Here is a 19,789-nt window from a genome sequence, read left to right as displayed (position 1 = left end):
TTCCCCCCTCGCTGGCCTACCCCTGGAATAATTTGAGCCTGGTCCCTTTTATTTTTGACACAAGCGGTAGACACTTGGCGCAGGCGATTGACTGTCCGCTTGATGGAAGAGGGCATCACTTGCACACCTCAGATATCTGCCTCCGGAACGTGGCGAGCATTTCTTCTTGTGTCGTTTCCGTCACCTTGATGTTCTTCCCTTGATGCTGCTGCGCTTTGAGAAGCTGGATCAACCACTCTCTGTATAAGCAGGCGGAGTGGAGAGCCCATGTAATGTTGGGTACGTCTACAGAAGAAATTTCGGTTCGAAAGTGAGCAAGTCGATTGTTCCGAAAACTAACCAGATCCTGGTGATATTGCTTCCACTGGTCCTCTGTCACCCTAATGTAATCGAGGATGATGGACAACCCAAATGGCTTCAAGTTAGAACCGCTAGGGATCGGAAGTATTTCTGCCATTTTTTTCCAGTGCGAACTCTGGGAGTTCGCCCCAAACAGCGAATTCCACGCCATAACAGCATCGGAATAGCACATGTCGCAAATGCTGAGCCAAGCCTCTGCTTGTGGTTTTGTTCTGGCGATGTGATCTGCGAATACACAAGCACGAATGCAGTCATGCGCAAGGCCAAACTGAACTTCAATTGAATCAATGGAGCTCATGGTGGTATCCAACGTTATTCAACCGACCCGTCGGTCCATATGTTGATGTTCGGAAAATACCAATTCGAAATAACCGATTGATTCGATGATGGCCATTTTGGAGGACCCTACCTAGAAATCTTCGAATCCCGGATCTATTTCCGCCACTTCGCCCAGGGATCCGTATCAGAAGAAACCGCGGGCTGCGCGTAATTCGATTTGCGCTTCTCCGGGCTGCTGCGGCGGGCCGTGCCGGCGTCGTGTTCTGCCGCTTTTCTGGCGCGTTTTTCGCGCAGGCGTTCTGCATCTTCCAGGCTCAGTTCGGCCGGTTCGCCCGGGGTCTGGTCTGGCGGAATGATGCGGTCGCGCGGCGGCAGTTCGAACTGTTCGTCCGAGGCGCGCGGCAGGCTCTTGAATTTGTAGAGATAGAAGGCTTCGACTTTCTGGCGCGCCCAATCGGTCTTTTTCAGGAACTTGACGCTGGATTCGATGCCGGGATTGCTTTTGAAGCAGTTGATATTCAGATAGGCGTAGAGGATTTCGAAACCGTAGTAGTCGACGATCTCGGTCAGCATCTGCTTCAAGCCAAGGCCGTGCAAGGGGTTGTTGCTGTAATCAATATCCATGGGGATGGAAGCCCGGAAATAGGTGGTCAATGCGGGATTATACCTGTCGCGATACGGCCAATTTGGCTGGGCGATGGCAAATCAGCGGCTGGCTGCGCTGCGCTTTGTGCTGCGTGTCTTCTTTTCTCCCTCGCCAGCCGCTGCGCGGGTGGGCACGGGTTTGGTCGGGTCGGCGTGGTCCAGCCAGATCAGCGTGTCGATGTAGGACATGAAGCCTTGCAGGTAGTCCGGCGCGATGTCGCGCATGCGTTCGAGGCTGCGCAGGACGAGGTGCTGCGAGTTCATCGGACCGGCATTTTCCGGGGCCTGGGCGAGTGTTTGGGTCAGTTGCTGTTCGGTGCTGAGCTTGGACCACTCGTTGCGGAAATAGGCGACCGACTTGAGCTCCGGGCCTTGCCGGTTGCGGCTGGCTGAGACGCTTTTGGAATCGTGCTCAAAATTGCGGTTGACCGGTGGGGCGCCCGATGCGGCTGGTTTTGTGCCCGTCTGCGCATGCGCGTGCTGGCTGATGTAGGCGAGCAATTCGGCGAGCGGGCTGGCGCTGTCTTTCGGCCCGGCTTTGGCTGGCGCGAGCGCCGGGCGGGCGGCGAGTTCGCTGGCGGCGGTGCTGATTCTGGCGTTGAGCGAGAGACGGATGGCTTCCGGCTGCGTCGCGGCGCGCCGGGCGAGGGCGACGAGATAGGCAAAGCGGACGGGATCGCGGGCGGCGGCGCCGCTGGCGCGCAGCGCTTCGAGTTCGGGCGGCAGGGCGGTCGACGCCGCCGTGGCGGCCATTTCGTCCGGGGCGCCTTGCGCGGCGAGCTCGCCCGTTTCAGCCATTGCCTTCCTTGCCGTTGGTGCGTGACTTGGGCACCGGCGCCATTTCGACGCGGCGGTTGCGGGCACGGCCGTCGGCATCGCTGTTGGCGGCGACCGGCTGCTGCGACCCGAAGGCGGCAGCGAAGACCGACGAGGACGGCACGCCGTCCTCGATCAGCGTGCGCGTCACGGTCAGCGCGCGCTGGGCCGAGAGTTCCCAGTTGTCGGCGAACTGGCGGTTGCTGCCGCGCACCGGCGTGTCGTCGGTAAAGCCGCTGACCATCAGCATCTGCTCGCTGGCGCCGAGGTAGGCGGCGATCGGTTCGGACAGGCTCTTCAGCAACTGCTTGCCTTCCGGCTGCAACTGGTCGGAATTGAGCGCGAAGAGCACGTTGCCGCTGATCCCGATTTTGCCGTTGTTGAGCGTCACGCGGCCGGAGGCGAGCGGGCCGGCCAGGGCTTTTTCGAGGGCTTCGCGGCGCTGTTCCTCCTGCTGCCGCTTCTGGATCTCGGCTTCGAGGCTGCTCACCAGTTCGAGCTGCACGCCGAGCACGCCGACCAGGATCAGCACGAAGGCGCCGAGCAGGCCGGCCATCAGGTCGCCGAAGACGGCCCAGACCGGTGTCGCGTGTTCGCCGCCGGCGTCGATGTCTTCCATGCTCAGGCCTCGCTACCTGTGGCGCGTTGCAGGTCGTCGACCATCTTCTTCTGCGACATGATGCTGAGGTCGATGATTTCGCGCGCCTGCGCGACGTAGTAGGCAAGCTGTTCGTCGCTGCGCGTCAGCGATTTGGCAAGGCCGCCTTCGATGCGTTGCAGCGCCGTCAGCATCTTGTCGTTCGATTCGCTGAACAGTTGCACGGCGTGGCCGAAAGCCTCGCCCAGGCTGGCGACTTCGAGGGCGCCACCGGTGATGCTGCTGCCGATATCAACCAGCTTGCCGGCTTCGCTTTCAACCTTGGCGGCGAACTGGCTGCCGGCGCGTTCGAGCAGTTCGGCAGAAGACGCGACCAGCGCGTCGATGGCGCTGCGCTGCTCGGTCGAGGCGTGGTTGATGGCGTCGAGCAGGGCGCCCAGGGTTTCCATGATGCGGCTGCGTTCTTCGAGCAGGCTGTTGTCGCGCGCCATGCTGGCCGACAGTTCGTGACGCAGCTGACCGATCACTTCGGCGGCGGCTTTGGGCGCCTCTGCGGCGGTCTGCATCAGGCGCGTGACTTCGGCGATGGTCGTCTCGGCCTGGCGCTGGTGCGTGGCGACCAGTTCGCGCGCCGTCGTGCCGAGCGTGCCGGTGATCTGTTCCTGCTGCGCCAGCGTCGCCTGGCCGGCCTGCTGCCAGTGCGCTTCGAGCTTGCCGGCCATCGCCGTAAGCGTGTCGGCAAAACCGGCCTGGCGGGCCTGTTCACCGCTGGCCCATTCGTTCTGCCAGGCGGCCTGGGTGGCGCGCATCTCGGCGAGCAGCGCGGCACTGCGCTCGGCGAAGGTGGCGGCGAGGCTGCTTTGCGTCTGGTCGAGGGCCTGCGTCAGACGCTCGCTGGCCTGTTCGTGCTTGGCCAGCGCGCCGCTCCAGGTGGCGGACACCGTCTGCACGGCGCCGTCGAAACGCTGGGCGATGCCATCGAGCTGGCTGGCGACCTGCTGGCTGAGCGCCGTTTGCTGATCCTGCGTCGTTTGCGCGAAGGCGGCGTGGCTGGCGGCGAGTTCGCTGCGCAGCCCGGCATGCGTGCCGTCTACCGAGTCGAGCAGCGCCTGCGAACGCTCGCCGAAGGTGTCGGCAAAGGCGCCCAGCGTGGTCTGCAACTGCTGGTTGAGGGTGTCGCTGCTGTTGCTGTGCTGGGCCAGCGCGCCTTGCCAGGTTGCGGCCACCTGGCTGACGGCCTGGTCGAGGCGGGTGGTGACGCCGTCGAACTGGCTGGCCAGCGTCGCGGCCAGTTGCTGCTGGCTGGCGGCGCTGCTGGCGGCGAGCGCGGCGTGCTGTTGCGCGGCGTCGGCCTGCAGTTTGCCCTGGGTGCTTTCGAGCGAGGCGAGCAGCGCGGCCGAGCGTTGTTCGAAGGTTTCGGCGTAGGCGTTGAGCGCGGCCTGTTGTTGCTGTTGCTGCGCATCGGTCGCCTGTTCGTGGCGGGTCAGGGCTTGCGTCCAGGTGTCGCTGACCGTGCTCACGGTTTGCGCGAACTGGCCGGTGATGCCGTCGAGCTGGCGTTCGACGGTGCCGAACAGCTTGTCGTGCAGGCCGCGCGTCTGGTCGGCGATGCTCGTCATGGTGGCGGTGACGACGGGCTGAATGGTCTGCGCCGCAACCGTCGCGCTGTCCTGCAAACTGGCCTTGAGCGAGCGGTCGACCGACTGGGCGAGATCGTTGTACAGGCCCTTGGCTTCGGCATGGAAGCTCTGCTGCCCGGCGAGCAGTTGTTCGCCGAGTTGGCGGCTCTGTTCGGCCATGCGGTTCATCATCGTGTCGAGCTTGCCGACCAGTTCGGGCAGCGCCTGCGCTTGGGCCTGCAGGGCCTTGAAGGTTTCCTGGCGCTGGTAGCTGAGCGAGAAATCGCGCAGTACGCCGGCGATGCGGCTGTCGAGCAGTTGCCCGACCTGCAGGCGCTCGCGCCGGCACAGCGCCGAAATCAGGCCGAGCATGGCCGAGGTCGCGACGCCGGCGACCGAGGTGCCGAAGGCGACCCCGAGGCCCTTGACCGGCGCGGCAAGCGCGGCGCGGATGGTGCCCAGGTCGGTGGTGCTTTCCAGCGCCAGCACGGCGCCGTTCAGCGTGACGACCATGCCGAGGAAGGTGCCGAGCATGCCGAGCAACACGAGCAGGCCGACCAGGTAGGGCGTGATGCCCGGGCCGGGCAGGGCGACGCGTTCGCCTTCGATGCGCAGGCGCACGGCGTTCTGCAACGCGGCCGGTACCTGTTGCAGCCATTCGCCGAGGTGACCGAGGTCGTCCGGGATGCTGCGCAGCGCCTGGGCCAGCGCCTCGGTGTTGGCGTGGAAGCGGCGCATTTCGAGCGCGCCGGCGACGTAGACCGCGGCGATGACGCAGGAGACGGTGAAAGCCAGGGCGTGGCCGCCGATGTAGCCGATGGCGACCCAGACGACGGCAAACAGGCCAAGGAAGAAGGCGGAGAGACTGAGATTGCGGTTCATTGGGGCTTTGTTTCCATAGATTCACTCGCGCTGCCGGCGGCGGCAATCAGGCCGGCGGCCGGTTTGAGGCGCAGTTCCAGTTCGGCGAGCAGCATGGTCTGGGCATCGTGGCAGAAGGCGTCGAGCCAGCTGCCGGCCTGCGTCCAGTCAGCAGGATCATCGGTTTGGCCATCGGCCAGGGCGGCACGGTGTTCGGCGTAGCGCTGATCGAAGCGTTTGCCGAGCAGGATGGGTATGTTGCTCAGCAGGTTGCGCTCGCGGACGGCGAGGATTTTTTCGAAGGTGGCGTCGAGGTCGGCGAGTTTTCGTCCGGCTGCCGACTGAGCGGCCAGCGCCTTGCGGGCATTGGCGCGCAGCGCCGTGATCGCGGCGTTCATGTCGCGCTGGTGGGCGAGGTAGTAGCGGTGGTAGGGCGAGAAGTCGGCGGCGCTGTCGGCAGTCGCATTCGGCAGCGGCGTCGGAAAGGGAATGCGGACCGGGCTGTCGGATGGCGCGGGGTTGAACACGCCATCGTTCTGGATCGAAGCGCTCAGGTTGCCGCGCACCCGCGCCAGCTGGCCTGCCAGGTCGGCATTGGCGGACGGCGCGGACGTGTTGCCGCCGGCCTCGTGATTGAGGACCGAAAACAGCGTCAGCGCATCCGAGAAGTCCAGCCATTGCCCGAGGCGTTCGCCGAAGTCGTATTTCGGCTCGGCGACATTGGGGAGGGTGTCGGACAGGACGCGGACGAGGGCAGAGCGGTTGAAGGTGGCGCGGTGCAATTCACGCGTCATGATCAGGGCCAGGTTCGACGTCGAAAGGGGGCGCAAGGCTACTACAACTTTGCGACGCGGTCAGCGGTCTGCTGCAGGCCGCGTGCGCGCGGAGATCCTGAGGGCCGGTGTACTTCATGGTGAACAGCGGATTTTCGGGTATTTTCGGTCGGTTCCAAGAAGCAGCCCACGATCTTTGAATGATCACATATCTGTGCACCGGTACCGCTTCGCCGGGCCTTTAACCCCTCCCAACCTCCCCTTGTCAGGGGAGGCGTCAGCGCTTCCAGCGTCAGCTTGGCCTCCCTCCCCTGACAAGGGGAGGGCCGGGGAGGGGTTTGCATGACCAGCAATAAATCGTGATCCGCCTGTAAGAAATCCGCCCGCGCCGGCGACTAAAGGGAACCACTGAGCAATCAGGCCGTCCACCACAGGCGAAGGGCGGCGCGCCGGCGAACTTGCCGGCCGGCTTTCTCCGCCAGCGAAAGGCAAGCAATGTCACCCCGACGACTCATACAAGGAATCATCTTGGCCATCTCTACCAGCTTTCTGATTGGCGCCTGCGCCGACGACAAGGCGGCCGGCAAGGCCGCCAAGGATCAGGCCAGACCGGCCGTTACCGACAGCATCGTGCTCGGCATGGGCTGTTTCTGGGGCGCCGAAAAGCGCATGGCCGCCATTCCCGGCGTGCTCGATGTCGAAAGCGGCTACGCCAACGGCGAGATCGCCGGCACCTACGAAGCGGTGCTCGCCCAGGAAAAGCTGCTGCGCGCCGGCAAGGCAACGCAGCGCAACCACGCCGAAGTGGTCAAGGTCACCTTCGACCCGGCCAGGGGCGATCTGGAAAAGATCCTCGTCCAGTTCTGGGAAAGCCATAACCCGACGCAGGGCGACCGTCAGGGCAACGACGTCGGTACCAATTACCGCAGCGCGGTCTATAGCCATAACGATGCGCAGCAGGCGCTGGCGCTGAAGACGCGCGACACCTACCAGTCGGCGCTGACTGCCGCCGGCTACGGCAAGATCACCACCGACATCGCGCCGCTGAAAAAGTATTTTTCCGCCGAGGAATACCACCAGGACTACCTGGTCAAGAACCCGAACGGCTACTGCGGCCTGGGCGGCACCGGCGTCAAATACCCGGTTGCCGGCGCCGCGACGACGCCGATGCCGGCGACCGCTGCCGTCAAGGCGCCGCGCCTCGATGCCAAGATGCTCAATTTCGAGCGCCAGCTGATCGTCTTCGAAGGCGAGGACTGCGCCTACTGCCGCAAGTTCAAGGCCGACGTGCTCGATCACTGGCAATCGTCGGTCGCCATCGTCAGCACGCTGAATCCCGAGGCGCCGGCCGGCTGGACGCTGGAAAAGGCCTTGTTCGCAACGCCGACCATCGTGCTCTTCGAGAAGGGCAAGGAAGTCTCGCGCTACACCGGTTACAGCGGCGAAGCGCCGCGTTTCTGGCAGTGGCTGGGTTTTCACCTGCTCACTCCGGCGCAGCAGAAGATCGCCTTCGAGCAGGGCACCGAACGGCCCGGCACCGGCTCCAATCTCGATGAAAAGCGGCCTGGCACCTTCGTCGATCCGATTTCCGGCGTCGCGCTCTTCCGCAGCGATACCAAGTTCGAGAGCGGCACCGGCTGGCCCAGCTTCTTCAATCCGCTGCCCGGTTCGATCTCGCTGCATGAAGATGTCAGCATGGGCATGAAGCGCGTCGAAGTGCGCAGCGCCAGTTCCGGCATCCATCTCGGCCACGTCTTCGACGACGGCCCGCCGCCGACCGGCAAGCGCTACTGCATCAACGGCAACGTGCTGAAATTCGTGCCGGACAAGGCGAAGTAGCCGCCCAGCGGTCGACGTCGGAAAATGCCTGTTTTTCCGGCGTCGACCGTAAAAAGCCGGGGCATCCCCGGCGCTGGCTGATGGAAACCGGCCCGGCTCCGGTACTATTACGCCACTCGAATTCAAGGAAAGGTGCAGGGCACATCCCGTGTCCGCGTTATGGGTAGTAGCTTTTTGCTGGTTGTGGTTGCGCTCGTTCTCGTTGTTCTGAACGGTTTTTTCGTGGCGGCAGAGTTTGGCCTGGTCAAGCTGCGGCCGAGCCGGGTCAAGGCGATTGCCAAGACTTACGGTTGGCGGGGTCGCATCCTTGCCAAAGTGCACCAGGATCTCGAAGCCTACCTGTCGGCCTGCCAGCTCGGCATCACGCTCGCCTCGCTCGGTCTCGGCTGGGTCGGCGAACCGGCCTTTGCCGACCTGCTGCGGCCTTTCCTCGGCGCGCTCGGCATGACGAGCGAGGAGCTGATCCACGGCATCGCCTTCGCGGTCGCCTTCTTCATCATTTCCTACCTGCACATCGTGGTCGGCGAACTGGCCCCGAAATCGATGGCGATCCGCATCACCGAGAAAGTCGGCCTGTGGACGGCGCCCGGCCTTTACGCCTTCTACTGGGCGATGTATCCGGCGATCTGGGTGCTCAACCACAGCGCCAACTGGGTGCTGCGCAAGGTGCACCTCGACGTGCAGGCCGGTCATGACAGCCATTACTCGGCCGAGGAACTCAAGCTCATCCTGCGCGCCTCGCGCGCCGATGCCGACTTTGCCGGCGACGAATGGCGGGTTCTCGCCCAGGCCCTCGATTTCCGCGATCTCAACGTCGCCGACCTGATGCGCCCGTTCAACGAAGCCATTCCGCTGTCGGCCAGCGACGATATCGAACTCAGTCTGGAGCGCATCGTACTGCACCGCTTCAGCCGCTATCCCTATCTCGCCGACGACGGGCAGGCCAAGGGCGTCATCCATTTGAAGGACATTTTCATCGCGCTGCGCAAGGACCCGGACCTCGCCTCGCTCGACAAGCTGGTGCGGCCGGTGATGATCGTTTCGCCCAACCTGTCGGCGACCGAGCTGTTCCGCCGCTTCCGCCAGGGCGCGCCGCATTTCGCCGTGGTCGCCTACGGCGACGGCCATCCGATCGGCTTCATCACGCTCGACAACCTGCTCGGCGCGCTGGTCGGCGAGATTCGCGACGAGTTCCGGCAGACCCACAACGAGTGGTCCAAGCTCGACGATGGTTCGCTGATCGGCAAGGGCAGCCTGCCCATCTTCACGCTGGAACGCGCACTCGGCATCGACATCGACGAAGCCGGCGTCGATTCGGTTGGCGGTCTGATCCTGCAGCAACTCGGCGATCTGCCCGAGGAAGGCCAGCGCATCTCCTTCCCGCAGTTCGATGCCGTGGTGAAAAAGATGACCGGGCCGCGCATTGTGCTGGTCCGGATCATTCCGGCGGAAGAGCCGGAAAAGTAGCCTTTCCTGCCTGGTTTTCGGTAATTCGCTCCGCGATACGCAGTATATTGCTTTCGTAATATATTCTGCGCCAGAATACCCGATTGTCTCTAAGCCAGCAGGTATGGAAATGCCACCATCCACGGATCAACTGATGCAGGTCATTCGGATTCAGACCGAGATTGCCAGGCTCGGGCTGGGCCTGGGTGACATCATGGGATTTGTCGTTGAACAGGTTCTTTCCCTGATCAGCGCAGACGGGGCGGCCGTTGAACTCGCCGAAGGCGATGAGATGGTCTACCGCGCCACGGCCGGCATCGCCAAGGAGCAGATCGGCCTGCGCCTGAAGATAGACGGCAGCCTGTCCGGCTTGTGTGTGCGCTCCGGCGAAATTCTCAATTGTCCCGATTCCGAGGCCGATCCCCGCGTCGACCGGGCCGCCTGTCGCCTGGTCGGTCTGCGCTCGATGCTGGTCATGCCTCTGCAGCACAAGGGCGTCACGGTCGGTGTCCTGAAGGCGATGGCGGCGCAGCCAAACAGGTTTTCGTCAGCTGGCGTGGTCCTGCTCGGCATGTTGTCGGAGGTCATCGCGGCTGCGATGTACAACTCGGTGCGCTACGACATCGACGAGTTGTTCCACCAGGCCACCCACGACAGCATGACCGGTCTGGCCAATCGTGCCCTGTTCATGGATAGGCTGCGCAGCACCGTGTTGCAGAGCGAGCGTGATAATCGCCCGATCGGGGTGCTGATCATCGATATGGATGGCCTGAAACAGATCAACGATACGCATGGTCACCGGGTTGGTGACGCCGTGATCATCGAGTTCGCCAACCGCATCAGGGAGGGAACGCGCAGTTCCGACACCGTGGCGCGTCTGGGGGGCGACGAGTTCGGCGTACTGCTGACCGCGGTCGAACAACCCAGGGATGTCGATACGGCCGTGCAGCGCATCGACAGCGAAATTCAGGCGCGCTTTGCGTTCGAGGACAAGGAATACGAATTGCGCGGCAGCATCGGTTCGGCGATCAGCACGGTCGACGGTCTGGAAATCGAACAACTCCTGGAAGTCGCCGACCAGAGAATGTATGCCGCCAAGCGGCAACGCAGTGCCAGTTTGCAGGTCTGTGCCTGAGCCGGCACGCGGCGCCGGACAAGACAAAAAAGCGGGGCCGGGCATCACAGCCCGGCCCCGTTGCATTTGCTGGCTCAGAAGGCCTTGTTCACGCTGACGAAGAACTTGTCGCGGGCGATGTCGGAGGCCGAGGTGCCGTTGGCTAGGCTCAGGAAGTTCTTGTAGGCGTTCGGTTCGCTCGACACCGAGTAGGAGGCGCCGACCGTCCAGCCGTCGGCGAAGGCCTTGCTGACGCCGGCCTTGAAGTAGGTGATGTCGAGACCGGTCGAGTGGCGGATCATTTGATGCCCGAGCTGGCCGTTGACCGTCCAGCCTTCGGCCACTTCATAGGCGGCATTGAGTTCGACGAAAGGCGAGTAGCGCGTGCTGCCGGTGACGCCGGCCGCGGCGTCGCCGAAGAAACCGCCATTGGTCGGCGAGTTGTTGGTGCTCCAGCCGAAATACTCGGTCAGCGTGGCGCCGGTCTTGAAGGTCAGCCACTCGTAGCTGAACGCCACCGAGGCTTCCAGCGTGTTCAGGCTGTTCTTGGCATTGAAGCCGGTGAACACCGAATCGCTCCAGTTGGCGCCGGGATAGGTGTAGTAGATCAGGCCGATGTCGTAGCCGACGGTGTCGGCGATCTTGCCGCGATAGCCGCCGTAGATGTCGAGCTCGACAGTGGCGCCGGGCAGCCAGTGATCGGAAACGTTGGAAGCGGCGACGCCGATGTAGGCGCCGGAAGCGTGATCGGCTTCGGCGCTGACCTGCAGGGCGGGCTTGCCCCAGGTCTGCGACTGGCCGCGGAAGATGTAGTCGCTGACGACGCCGACATTGACCGGGAAGGTCCAGGCGGCGTCGCCGTCGGCCAGGGCCGGGGCGGCAGTGCCGATAGCGGTCGCGGTGAGGGCGAGCAGGACGGCGGCGCGCAGCTTGCGGGAAGAGGATGTCATGCAGGGATCTCCAGGAGGTTCAAGGTGGGAAAAAAAGGTGGGGCGGTTTCCGGCGCGGCGAGGCGCGGCCCGGTTTCCGCAGTGGCCAGCGCCGGCGCGTCGCTGTCGTCCTTGAGATCGACGCCGGTGCGGCCAAGGCGGCGCGCGCCGTCGATCAGGAAGGCGAGCTTGCGTGCTGCCTCGGCGTAGGGCAGGCCTTCCGGCCGGACGTTCGAGATGCAGTTGCGCTGTGCGTCGTTGAGGCCGGGGCGCGGCCCGGCGCTCAGGTAGAGGCCGAGACTGTCCGGCGACGACAGGCCGGGCCGCTCGCCGATCAAGACCACGACCTGCTCGGCGCCGAGCAGATGGCCGATCTCGTCGCCGAGCGCGACGCGCGCCTGGGTGGCGATAATCAGCGGCTGGCTGCTCAGGTCAGGGATGTGCGCGCGCAGGGCGGCGAGAAATGCCCGCGTATGGCTGCTGGTCGCCAGCGAGGACAGGCCGTCGGCGACGACGATGGCCAGCCGCGGTCGGGCCGGCCAGTGGTTTTTGCCGTTTTCGGCGAGTCGACCGCTACAGGCTGGCGCGAGTCGGCGCCCGTAATCGGGGCGGCGTAGGTAAGTGGCGCGGTCGGCGGCCTGGCTTTGTACGGCGAGGGTCCGGAAGCCGTCGGCCTGCAATTCGCTGGCGAGCAGATCGACGTCGAGCGCCGTGTGCACCGCATCGCGCGCCTGGGCATGTGCCGTCCCGAAGCGCAGCACCTCGCGCGTCGGCAGGCTGACGCCGGCGCGGCCGAGGGCGACGCGGGCGCGCGTCAGGCCTTGCAGTTGCTGCCAGGGGTCGGGCGTCAGGATGGCCGGTTTTTGGCTCATGGCGCCTCCTGGATGCTTTCGGCCAGCCCGAGCAGCGGGTACTGGCTGCTTTGGGCGAGCAGTTCGCCGCGGTAGTCGGTGATGCGCATCTTCTCCAGCCATTCCTCGAATTCCGGCGCACGGCGGCGGTCGAGCACGCGGCGCAGGTAGAGCGCGTCGTGGAAGGAGGTGCTCTGGTAATTGAGCATGATGTCGTCGGCGCCGGGCACGCCGATGATGAAATTGATGCCGGCGACGCCGAGCAACGTGAGCAGGGTGTCCATGTCGTCCTGGTCGGCTTCGGCATGGTTGGTGTAGCAAATGTCGCAGCCCATCGGCAGGCCGAGCAATTTGCCGCAAAAATGGTCCTCGAGGCCGGCGCGGATGATCTGCTTGCCGTCGTAGAGATATTCCGGGCCGATGAAGCCGACCACGGTATTGACCAAGAGCGGCTGGTAACGCCGCGCCAGGCCGTAGGCGCGCGCCTCTATGGTCTGCTGGTCTACGCCGTGGTGGGCGTTGGCCGACAGCGCGCTGCCCTGGCCGGTTTCGAAATACATCACGTTGTTGCCGAGCGTGCCGCGCCCGAGTTCGCGCGCCGCCGCATTGGCCTCGTCGAGCAGCGCCGCGGACACGCCGAAACTGCTGTTGACGCCCTCGCTGCCGCCTATCGACTGGAAGACCAGATCGACCGGCGCGCCCTGGTCGATGGCACGCAGCGTATTGGTGACGTGGGTCAGGATGCAGCTTTGCGTCGGCACCGCGTACTGCTCGCGGAAATCGTCGATCAGGCGGAGCAGGGCGGTGATCGCCGGCAGGCTGTCGGTCGCCGGGTTGATGCCGATCACCGCGTCGCCGGCGCCGTAGAGAAGGCCGTCGAGCATCGAGGCGGTGATGCCGCGCGGATCGTCGGTCGGGTGGTTGGGTTGCAGGCGTACCGCAAGCCGGCCGGGCAGGCCGAGGGTGTTGCGGAAACGGGTGACGACCGAGCACTTGGCGGCGACCAGGATCAGGTCCTGGTTGCGCATCAGCTTGCTCACCGCCGCCACCATCTCCGGCGTCAGGCCGGGCGCCAGCGCCGCCAGGCTGGCCGTGTCAGCGGCGTCGGAAAGCAGCCAGTCGCGGAACTCGCCGACCGTCAGACCGGCCACCGGCAGGAAGGCGCCGGCGACGTGGCTGTCGATGATGATGCGGGTGACTTCGTCGTCTTCGTAGGGAATCACCGCCTCGTTGAGGAAGTGGGCGAGCGGGATGTCGGCGAGCACGAGGCGCGCCGCCATCCGTTCCTCCTCGCTGGCGGCGGCGACGCCGGCCAGCATGTCGCCGGAGCGGGCCGGACTGGCCTTGGCCAGCACCGCCTTGAGGTCGGGGAAGACATGGCGGTGCAGGCCGAGGGTGCAGGCGTGGATCATGATGCGTTTCCTGGCGTTCGCTTATTCGGCTTCGGCAGCCAGTTCAGCAAAAGGGAGGGCGGCGCGCTGGGCGTGGGTGATCCGGAAGTAGCCGTAGCCAATGGCCAGGATCAGCACGAAGAGGCCGGCCAGGGTCGGGTTGAACCAGGCCACGGTGCCCAGACAGACCAGGGAACCGGCCAGTGCGATGGCCGGGAAGACCGGGTAGAACGGCACCTTGTAGGGACGGGCGAGACGCGGTTCGCTGGCACGCAGCTTGAACAGTGCGGCCATGCTCAGGGCGTACATGAGCAGGGCGCCGAACACCGACATGGTGACGATGTTGGCAGTCAGGCTCTGGCCGCCGAAGGACAGCACCTCGTCGCTGAAGATCGCGGCGATGCCGATCAGGCCGCCGGCGATGATGGCGCGGTGCGGCGTCTTGAAGCGCGGGTGGATCTTGCCGAGCCAGCCCGGCAGGTAGCCGGCGCGGGCCTGGGCATAGATCTGCCGCGAGTAGCCGAGGATGATGCCGTGGAAGGAAGCGACCAGCCCGAACAGGCCGAGCCAGACCAGCATGTGGAGCCAGCCGCTCGATTCGCCGACGATGGTCTTCATCGCCTGCGGCAGCGGATCGTTGATGTTGGCGAGCTTGGTCCAGTCGCCGACGCCGCCGGCAAAGACCATGACGCCGATGGCCAGCACGACCAGCGTGAGGATGCCGCCGGTGTAGGCGATCGGGATCGAACGCTTCGGATCGCGCACTTCCTCGGCAGCCATGGCAACGCCTTCGATGGCGAGGAAGAACCAGATGGCGAACGGAATGGCGGCGAAGATGCCGGTCAGCGAAGCGAGCGAGAACTCGTCGGCGCCGCTCCAGCCGCCGGCGGTGAAGTTGGCGAGCGAGAAGCCTGGGGCAACGACGCCCATGAAGACGAGCAGTTCAAAGATGGCGAGGATGGTGACGAACAGCTCAAAGGTCGCGGCAATGGTCACGCCGACGATGTTGAGGCCCATGAACACGACGTAGGCGCCGGTCGCCGCGATCTTGGGATCGAGCGCCGGGAACTGCACGTTGAGGTAGGCGCCGATGGCGAGCGCGATGGCGGGCGGCGCGAAGATGAATTCGATCAGCGTCGCCATCCCGGCCAGGTAGCCGCCGGTCGCGCCGAAGGCATGGTAGCTGTAGGCAAAGGGACCGCCGGCGTGCGGGATGCTGGCGGTCAGCTCGGTGAAGCTGAAAATGAAGGTGCCGTACATGATGGCGACCATGATGGTGGTGACCAGGAAACCGAGGGTGCCGGCCGTCGCCCAGCCGAAACTCCAGCCGAAATACTCGCCGGAAATCACCAGGCCGACGGCAATGCCCCACAGTTGCCAGGTGCCGAGGCTGGCCGAGAGGCCGTGCGCCGAATGGGAAGGGGTAGTCATGATGTGCTCCGAAAAATGTTGGTGACTGCATCTTCGAACAGGCGGCGGGACGACACATATCAAGAATCAGCACCGCAATATCAAAAATTGGCACAAATGGCGGTCGACCGTAAAAAACCATGCGTTTTGCACCGCAGCAGTGCCCGAAAACCCGGAAATGCACCACGCCGGACGGCATTGCGCCCGGTTTTGCCTATTTTTCCGTCATGACCTGCAAGCGGCGTGCCCGCTGCCGACGCCAATCGCGAAAACGGCATAGGCAATTTGCGCCGGATGGTACGAGCCTTGCATTGAATCGCGCGACAGCAACAGCCGAAAGCCACCATGAGCGCACTCACCACATCCCATCCGGCCTTTGCCCGGCCACTGCGCCGCGAGATCCGGGCGCGCGATGCGGACGAGCATGCGCGTAACCTGTCGCAGTGGGATCAGCGCTACGACCAGCTTTCGGCCGGCAGTTTCAGTGGCGAAGTCACCGAACTGTGGCTACCCAAGACCCAGGTTTTCGTCGAACGCGCCAACCAGCAATTGCGCCAGACCTGCGCCGCCTGGCCCGACTCGGTGTGGTTCGGCATTCCCGACATGGCTGACGGCCTGATGGCGATGGGCGGCAAGCAGCTCTCCTCGCGCGCCGTCTGCATCCGCGATGGCGGCGCCGAGTTTGACCTGCTCACCGCGCCGGATTTCGACCTGTTCGGCGTCGTCGTCGATCGCGAAAGTTTTGCCCGGCATCTCGACGTCACCTGCCATCTCGATCTCGACCGCCTGCTGCAGCAGGGCGACGTGCGCGACCTGGCGCCGGGGCGCAAGGAACACCTCTGTCGCAAGCTGGCCAACATCCTCGCCGACGCCAACAGCAGCGAAGCCGACAGCGCAGCGGTCGACGACCTCCAGGGGCGCATTTTCGAAGCCCTGGCCGGCGTGCTGACCAGCCAGGATTCGCAGCCGGCGCCGCTCAGTCGCACCCGCCTGCAGCACCAGCAGGTCGTGGACAAGGTGCGCCGCCGTGTTCTCGAGCAGCCCGACGCACCGCCCAGCGTTGCCGAACTGTGCGAAGCCTTCCATATCAGCCGGCGCGCCCTGCAGAACTGCTTCGAAGACGCCACCGGCCTGGCGCCGCTCGCCTACGTGCGCAGCCTGCGCCTCAACGAAGTGCGCCGGCAGTTGCGCGCCAACACGGCGCGCCCGATCTCCTGCATCGCCTACGACTGGGGCTTCTCGCACCTCAGCCAGTTTGCCCAGGACTACCGCCGCCTGTTCGGCGAACTGCCCTCCGAAACCCTGCGCAGCTGAGCCCGCCAGAAGCCAAGCACCGGAAACCCGTCCATGTCCCATCGCCATTCCGGCTGCCCGCTCTGCGGCGGCCAACTGACCGCCCTCGACCTGCTCAACGCCTGCGACGAACTCGCCGACGCCGGCCTCGGCATCCTCGCCGCACGCTGCCCCTACTGCCAGGGCCGCCTGGAAATCCGCCCGGCCGCCGGCCGCATCGAGATCGGCTACATCGTCGGCCAACGCTTCGACGTCGCCTTCAGCCTCGATTGCGCCGGGCTGGAAGTGCTGGCTGATGCGGGTGATGGGAGTCTGCGCCTGCGGATGCCGGAAAATGGTTGGGAGTTTCGGGAAGAGTGAGCAGCAGGTAAGGCTGGGCCTTGCTGGGCGGTCGACGTGGGGAAAAGGGCGTTTTTACGGCGTCGACCGCTGTGATTTGCTCTGAACTATCTTGTTGCTTACCCGACGTCCCCCCGGAATTGAGTAGCGCCTGACTTTAGAGTCCAATTCACCACGACAAGGAGATTGGACATGAAGAAGCGATTCACCGAAGAACAGATCATTGGCTTCCTGCGGGAAGCAGAAGCAGGAATGCCGATAGCGGAGTTGTGCCGCAAGCACGCCTTCTCAGAGGCAAGCTACTACCTCTGGCGCAGCAAGTTTGGCGGAATGAGCGTGTCGGACGCTAAGCGGCTCAAGGAGCTCGAAACGGAAAACACGCGCTTGAAGAAGCTGTTGGCCGAAACGATGCTGGAAAACGAGATCGCTAAGGAAGCTCTGCGAAAAAAGTGGTGAGCGCACCGTCACGACGTGATCTGGTGCGCTACCTGATCGACGAGGGGCTCAGCGAGCGAAAGTCATTGCGGTTCGTTGGCATGAGTCCGAGTTCATTCCGTTACCAGCCGGCGGCGGATCGCAATGCTGCTTTGAAGGAGCAGATCGTCACGCTCGCCCAACGTCATCGGCGCTACGGTGCCGGGATGATCTACTTGAAGCTGCGGCAGGCCGGCCTGGTGGTGAATCACAAGCGGGTGGATCGGCTCTACGCCGAGGCCGGTCTGCAAGTGAGAAGGCGAAAGCGGAAGAAGATTCCGGTGTCGGATCGTCACCCACTAGAGCGCCCTTCGGCCGCCAATCAGGTCTGGTCAATGGATTTCGTGTTCGACCGGACGGCGGAAGGGCGAGTCATCAAAAGCCTGACCGTTGTCGACGATGCGACGCATGAAGCGGTCGCGATTGTTCCGGAACGCGCAATCGGCGGCATGCAACTCACCCGAACGCTCGATCAGTTGGCCAAGACGCGAGGCTTGCCCAAGGCCATTCGGACGGATAACGGCAAGGAGTTCTGTAGTCGGGCCATGCTGACCTGGGCGCATGCCCGTGGCGTCCAACTCTTTCTCATTGAGCCAGGCAAGCCGAATCAGAACGCCTATATCGAATCGTTCAATGGGCGTTTCCGGGATGAATGCCTGAATGAGCACTGGTTCACCAGCCTGCGCCATGCCCAGGTCGTCATCGAAGGCTGGCGCCGCGAGTACAACGAGGAGCGACCGAAAAAATCCCTGGGCGGTTTGACGCCCGCAGCCTATGCAAAATCACTCACCCAGAAATCAGGTAAATTACCCCCGGACTCTAAAGCCCTCTGCTACTGAAAACGGGGGGACGTCGTACCTACGATGGCGTGTGAGTCGGCGCCACCTGGCTAACAACCAGCGCCTCCGGATCGTTTTCTTCAAGCACCTCGGTCAGATATTCGGCAACGGCCTGCTCGTCCGGTAAATGCTCAGCGATGTCGAATTCGGGTAGATAGGTGATCCTGATCTTCTTGCTCATCTGACGGCCTTGGCAATGTCAGTGCTTTGCTTGGCCTTGTCGCGAAAACACTAGCTATCTAGGTCAACCTTGAAAATCATCGGACTGAGGCCAGCGCAGCTGGCCGAAGGTCCGGTCGATTGTGATGTTGGGCAATATGTTTTGGTTCACACTTTCCCTGCTGTTCGCTCTTGCAGTTGCCGGAGAAATACTTTGCCGATGCGGCGATTTGCGGTGCGGGCAACGACTGCTATGGCTGACGCGATGGCTATTGAAATTGCCACGCCGTGCAATTGCTCTTGCGTGGCAAGTTGTGAAAGGAAGGCGGGGAAAGCCTTGACGATGAACTGCACCAAGAACGACAGCAACAGGAGAATCGCACCAACGATGAAGTCGGATTTTTGCAGCAGCATCTCTTCGGCGATGGCCTGTCCTTTGCCCCACATTTTTGTTGCGATCTCTTCGGCGCGGTTAGGGTTCAAATGGAGAATGCCAATGCAAAAGAACAGCGCGCTAAATAGGCCGAGGCATGAAGCGGCAAGATCGAGAACGGCAGCGACGCTCATGGTGCCCAACGTTGTAAATTACCGGACGAAGGCAAGCGCAGTTTGCCGAAAGTTCGGTGGATTCGAGTGTTAGGCTTGTGGTTGGTGTTGCACATTTATTGAAGTAGTGAAGTGATAAGACTTGGATGTTTAGCAACGACTACTCCATTCGCTATATCAATTCCACAAATAAAATCAGAGCCAGGGTAATAGCCGGTAAATGCAGCATAGAGGGTTTTTGGGGATCTATTTTCATCCAGATAAGTGCCACTTCTCCTGGCCCCAGCATTGATAGCTTTTTCCAATAATTTATTGGCGGAATCGCCGATGTTTACTGAGCCACAAAGAGACTCGGCTTTTTGTTTAGCCGACAGCTCGGAGATGGTTACGTACATCAAAAGAGCGAGGACTATGATAATTGGCTTATTCATGTGCTTTAAAAGCCTACCGTTTGAATTCACCGGCCTGCACGGCTTTTCGCGTAGGTCCAGTGGAATGATGGATTGGGCCACGCGGATTCACTTTAGAAGTAGGCGGAACCAGTAGATTGTTGAAATCACTGTTGAACAGGCCCAGAAGATGAGTCCGCCTAGATATAGCAAGTCGAGCCCCATGCTATGGCTAATGAAGCGGGACCACTTCTCAGATAGTGGTTCATTCGGACTCCACCCCAGAACCGGGCGATCCGGTTTTCCTCGGCGTGGAGCGGCACTCGAATTGAGTTCGATAGTACTAGCCGGGAGCTTATGTTGCCGACTAAAGAAACCTGCCATGAGTTCTTCCCCGTCGAGCTTCCAATAACGACGCTCGATCTCGATTCCCCTGTGCGCAACATTGGTGAATAGCGCCCGCGAACGAAGCTCAAGTATCCACAAACAAACGGTAAGCCAGCAAGCCAGCAAAGAGACGGCAGCTCGAAAATCCCAAGTAATTTCTCCCTTGAAAACGGCGCCTGCTATGAAGCCCATTGCTGCGACATAGAGTCCAGCGATCGTGAATCGACTATTCACTAATGCAGTGTGATAGTCGACGCACGCACGATGTTCGGCACGAGCCTCGTCCGGACCGTAGGACTTGGGAGATGATTTTCTCAACATGTGCCTCATATTGTTAGGATCTCCAGAGGGGCCCAACGTTGTAAATCACCGGACGCAGGCAAGCGCAGCTTGCCGGAGGTCCGGTGGATTGGAATGTTGGGCGGCAGGCAG

General features: G+C 62.9%; 20 protein-coding genes. 6 read left to right on the top strand and 14 right to left on the bottom strand.

Annotated features, from left to right (window positions below; all coding sequences use genetic code 11):
* Positions 1-115: 115 nt before the first annotated feature.
* From KIG99_RS01060 to KIG99_RS01035, 6 genes are all read right to left on the bottom strand, one after another.
* Positions 116-658 (bottom strand): hypothetical protein, encoded by a 543-nt coding sequence (locus tag KIG99_RS01060; protein ID WP_226458375.1) that lies wholly within the window; start codon positions 656-658, stop codon positions 116-118.
* A gap of 134 nt (positions 659-792) precedes the next feature.
* On the bottom strand, positions 793-1,263 hold the full coding sequence (locus KIG99_RS01055; RefSeq protein WP_226458374.1) for a VF530 family protein: 471 nt from the start codon (positions 1,261-1,263) through the stop codon (positions 793-795).
* An 81-nt stretch (positions 1,264-1,344) separates the two neighbouring features.
* Positions 1,345-2,082 (bottom strand): DUF2894 domain-containing protein, encoded by a 738-nt coding sequence (locus tag KIG99_RS01050; RefSeq protein ID WP_226458373.1) that lies wholly within the window; start codon positions 2,080-2,082, stop codon positions 1,345-1,347.
* Positions 2,075-2,719 (bottom strand): OmpA family protein, encoded by a 645-nt coding sequence (locus KIG99_RS01045; protein WP_226440207.1) that lies wholly within the window; start codon positions 2,717-2,719, stop codon positions 2,075-2,077. The genes KIG99_RS01050 and KIG99_RS01045 overlap by 8 nt, the downstream gene beginning before the upstream one ends.
* Before the next feature lie 2 nt (positions 2,720-2,721).
* Entirely contained in the window at positions 2,722-5,199 is a 2,478-nt protein-coding gene (locus tag KIG99_RS01040) for a DUF802 domain-containing protein (RefSeq protein ID WP_226458372.1), read from the bottom strand.
* A complete protein-coding gene (locus KIG99_RS01035) occupies positions 5,196-6,008 on the bottom strand; it encodes a DUF3348 domain-containing protein (protein WP_226458371.1) in 813 nt (270 codons plus the stop codon). Before KIG99_RS01035 ends, KIG99_RS01040 begins: the two co-directional genes overlap by 4 nt.
* Positions 6,009-6,479: 471 nt before the next feature.
* Here KIG99_RS01035 and msrA point away from each other — a divergent pair, with 471 nt between their 5' ends.
* The 3 genes from msrA (at position 6,480) to KIG99_RS01020 (ending at position 10,371) form a co-directional block, all read left to right on the top strand.
* A complete protein-coding gene (msrA, locus tag KIG99_RS01030; protein WP_226458370.1) occupies positions 6,480-7,790 on the top strand; it encodes a peptide-methionine (S)-S-oxide reductase MsrA in 1,311 nt (436 codons plus the stop codon).
* A 159-nt stretch (positions 7,791-7,949) separates the two neighbouring features.
* On the top strand, positions 7,950-9,257 hold the full coding sequence (locus KIG99_RS01025; RefSeq protein ID WP_226458369.1) for a hemolysin family protein: 1,308 nt from the start codon (positions 7,950-7,952) through the stop codon (positions 9,255-9,257).
* Positions 9,258-9,366: 109 nt separating this feature from the next.
* Positions 9,367-10,371: a sensor domain-containing diguanylate cyclase gene (locus tag KIG99_RS01020; protein WP_226458368.1), complete on the top strand. Its 1,005-nt coding sequence runs from the start codon at positions 9,367-9,369 to the stop codon at positions 10,369-10,371.
* A 74-nt stretch (positions 10,372-10,445) separates the two neighbouring features.
* Here KIG99_RS01020 and KIG99_RS01015 read toward each other — a convergent pair whose 3' ends face one another.
* Genes KIG99_RS01015 through eat form a run of 4 tightly spaced genes read right to left on the bottom strand, consistent with a single transcriptional unit; the run spans position 10,446 to position 14,952 of the window.
* A complete protein-coding gene (locus tag KIG99_RS01015; protein ID WP_226458367.1) occupies positions 10,446-11,300 on the bottom strand; it encodes a TorF family putative porin in 855 nt (284 codons plus the stop codon).
* On the bottom strand, positions 11,297-12,151 hold the full coding sequence (eutC, locus tag KIG99_RS01010; RefSeq protein WP_226458366.1) for an ethanolamine ammonia-lyase subunit EutC: 855 nt from the start codon (positions 12,149-12,151) through the stop codon (positions 11,297-11,299). Before eutC ends, KIG99_RS01015 begins: the two co-directional genes overlap by 4 nt.
* Entirely contained in the window at positions 12,148-13,542 is a 1,395-nt protein-coding gene (locus KIG99_RS01005) for an ethanolamine ammonia-lyase subunit EutB (protein ID WP_226458365.1), read from the bottom strand. Before KIG99_RS01005 ends, eutC begins: the two co-directional genes overlap by 4 nt.
* 21 nt (positions 13,543-13,563) lie before the next feature.
* Positions 13,564-14,952 (bottom strand): ethanolamine permease, encoded by a 1,389-nt coding sequence (gene eat, locus KIG99_RS01000; protein WP_226458364.1) that lies wholly within the window; start codon positions 14,950-14,952, stop codon positions 13,564-13,566.
* Between the two features lie 324 nt (positions 14,953-15,276).
* On the opposite strand from eat, the gene KIG99_RS00995 reads away from it, so the two are divergent.
* The 3 genes from KIG99_RS00995 to KIG99_RS00985 all read left to right on the top strand — a co-directional run bounded on the left by KIG99_RS00995 (position 15,277) and on the right by KIG99_RS00985 (position 17,876).
* Positions 15,277-16,245, top strand: coding sequence for a helix-turn-helix domain-containing protein (locus KIG99_RS00995; protein WP_226458363.1), 969 nt, complete (start codon positions 15,277-15,279; stop codon positions 16,243-16,245).
* Positions 16,246-16,278: 33 nt separating this feature from the next.
* On the top strand, positions 16,279-16,584 hold the full coding sequence (locus KIG99_RS00990; RefSeq protein WP_226458362.1) for a hypothetical protein: 306 nt from the start codon (positions 16,279-16,281) through the stop codon (positions 16,582-16,584).
* Positions 16,585-16,755: 171 nt separating this feature from the next.
* Positions 16,756-17,876 (top strand): IS3 family transposase gene (locus KIG99_RS00985; protein ID WP_226458267.1). Its coding sequence is split into 2 segments (ribosomal slippage): positions 16,756-17,008 and positions 17,008-17,876, totalling 1,122 coding nucleotides; the frame shifts between segments, so codons are not numbered across the junction.
* A gap of 19 nt (positions 17,877-17,895) precedes the next feature.
* On the opposite strand, the gene KIG99_RS00980 is transcribed toward KIG99_RS00985, so the two are convergent.
* The 4 genes from KIG99_RS00980 to KIG99_RS00965 form a co-directional block, all read right to left on the bottom strand.
* Positions 17,896-18,057, bottom strand: coding sequence for a helix-turn-helix domain-containing protein (locus tag KIG99_RS00980; protein WP_226458361.1), 162 nt, complete (start codon positions 18,055-18,057; stop codon positions 17,896-17,898).
* A 146-nt stretch (positions 18,058-18,203) separates the two neighbouring features.
* The gene (locus tag KIG99_RS00975; RefSeq protein WP_226458360.1) at positions 18,204-18,602 is read right to left on the bottom strand and encodes a hypothetical protein; all 399 of its coding nucleotides are present in this window, start codon (positions 18,600-18,602) and stop codon (positions 18,204-18,206) included.
* A gap of 95 nt (positions 18,603-18,697) precedes the next feature.
* Entirely contained in the window at positions 18,698-19,093 is a 396-nt protein-coding gene (locus KIG99_RS00970) for a hypothetical protein (RefSeq protein ID WP_226458359.1), read from the bottom strand.
* 6 nt (positions 19,094-19,099) lie between these two features.
* Positions 19,100-19,687: a hypothetical protein gene (locus KIG99_RS00965; RefSeq protein ID WP_226458358.1), complete on the bottom strand. Its 588-nt coding sequence runs from the start codon at positions 19,685-19,687 to the stop codon at positions 19,100-19,102.
* Positions 19,688-19,789 lie beyond the last annotated feature (102 nt).

The organism is Quatrionicoccus australiensis, from assembly GCF_020510425.1.
In the GTDB taxonomy this organism is placed as follows: Bacteria; Pseudomonadota; Gammaproteobacteria; order Burkholderiales; family Rhodocyclaceae; genus Azonexus; species Azonexus australiensis_A.
Note: the sequence above shows the minus strand (reverse complement) of the source record. Positions and strands in the feature narration are given on the sequence as shown.

What these genes read in the sequence shown, in the direction of transcription:
- KIG99_RS00965 (WP_226458358.1), bottom strand. Translation starts at nt 19,687, where the DNA reads ATGAGGCACATGTTGAGAAAATCATCTCCCAAGTCCTACGGTCCGGAC.
- KIG99_RS00990 (WP_226458362.1), top strand. Translation starts at nt 16,279, where the DNA reads ATGTCCCATCGCCATTCCGGCTGCCCGCTCTGCGGCGGCCAACTGACC.
- KIG99_RS01025 (WP_226458369.1), top strand. Translation starts at nt 7,950, where the DNA reads ATGGGTAGTAGCTTTTTGCTGGTTGTGGTTGCGCTCGTTCTCGTTGTT.
- KIG99_RS01045 (WP_226440207.1), bottom strand. Translation starts at nt 2,719, where the DNA reads ATGGAAGACATCGACGCCGGCGGCGAACACGCGACACCGGTCTGGGCC.
- KIG99_RS01015 (WP_226458367.1), bottom strand. Translation starts at nt 11,300, where the DNA reads ATGACATCCTCTTCCCGCAAGCTGCGCGCCGCCGTCCTGCTCGCCCTC.
- KIG99_RS01005 (WP_226458365.1), bottom strand. Translation starts at nt 13,542, where the DNA reads ATGATCCACGCCTGCACCCTCGGCCTGCACCGCCATGTCTTCCCCGAC.
- KIG99_RS01040 (WP_226458372.1), bottom strand. Translation starts at nt 5,199, where the DNA reads ATGAACCGCAATCTCAGTCTCTCCGCCTTCTTCCTTGGCCTGTTTGCC.
- KIG99_RS00980 (WP_226458361.1), bottom strand. Translation starts at nt 18,057, where the DNA reads ATGAGCAAGAAGATCAGGATCACCTATCTACCCGAATTCGACATCGCT.
- KIG99_RS01020 (WP_226458368.1), top strand. Translation starts at nt 9,367, where the DNA reads ATGCCACCATCCACGGATCAACTGATGCAGGTCATTCGGATTCAGACC.
- KIG99_RS01050 (WP_226458373.1), bottom strand. Translation starts at nt 2,082, where the DNA reads ATGGCTGAAACGGGCGAGCTCGCCGCGCAAGGCGCCCCGGACGAAATG.
- KIG99_RS00995 (WP_226458363.1), top strand. Translation starts at nt 15,277, where the DNA reads ATGAGCGCACTCACCACATCCCATCCGGCCTTTGCCCGGCCACTGCGC.
- KIG99_RS01060 (WP_226458375.1), bottom strand. Translation starts at nt 658, where the DNA reads ATGAGCTCCATTGATTCAATTGAAGTTCAGTTTGGCCTTGCGCATGAC.
- eutC (WP_226458366.1), bottom strand. Translation starts at nt 12,151, where the DNA reads ATGAGCCAAAAACCGGCCATCCTGACGCCCGACCCCTGGCAGCAACTG.
- KIG99_RS01055 (WP_226458374.1), bottom strand. Translation starts at nt 1,263, where the DNA reads ATGGATATTGATTACAGCAACAACCCCTTGCACGGCCTTGGCTTGAAG.
- eat (WP_226458364.1), bottom strand. Translation starts at nt 14,952, where the DNA reads ATGACTACCCCTTCCCATTCGGCGCACGGCCTCTCGGCCAGCCTCGGC.
- KIG99_RS00975 (WP_226458360.1), bottom strand. Translation starts at nt 18,602, where the DNA reads ATGAGCGTCGCTGCCGTTCTCGATCTTGCCGCTTCATGCCTCGGCCTA.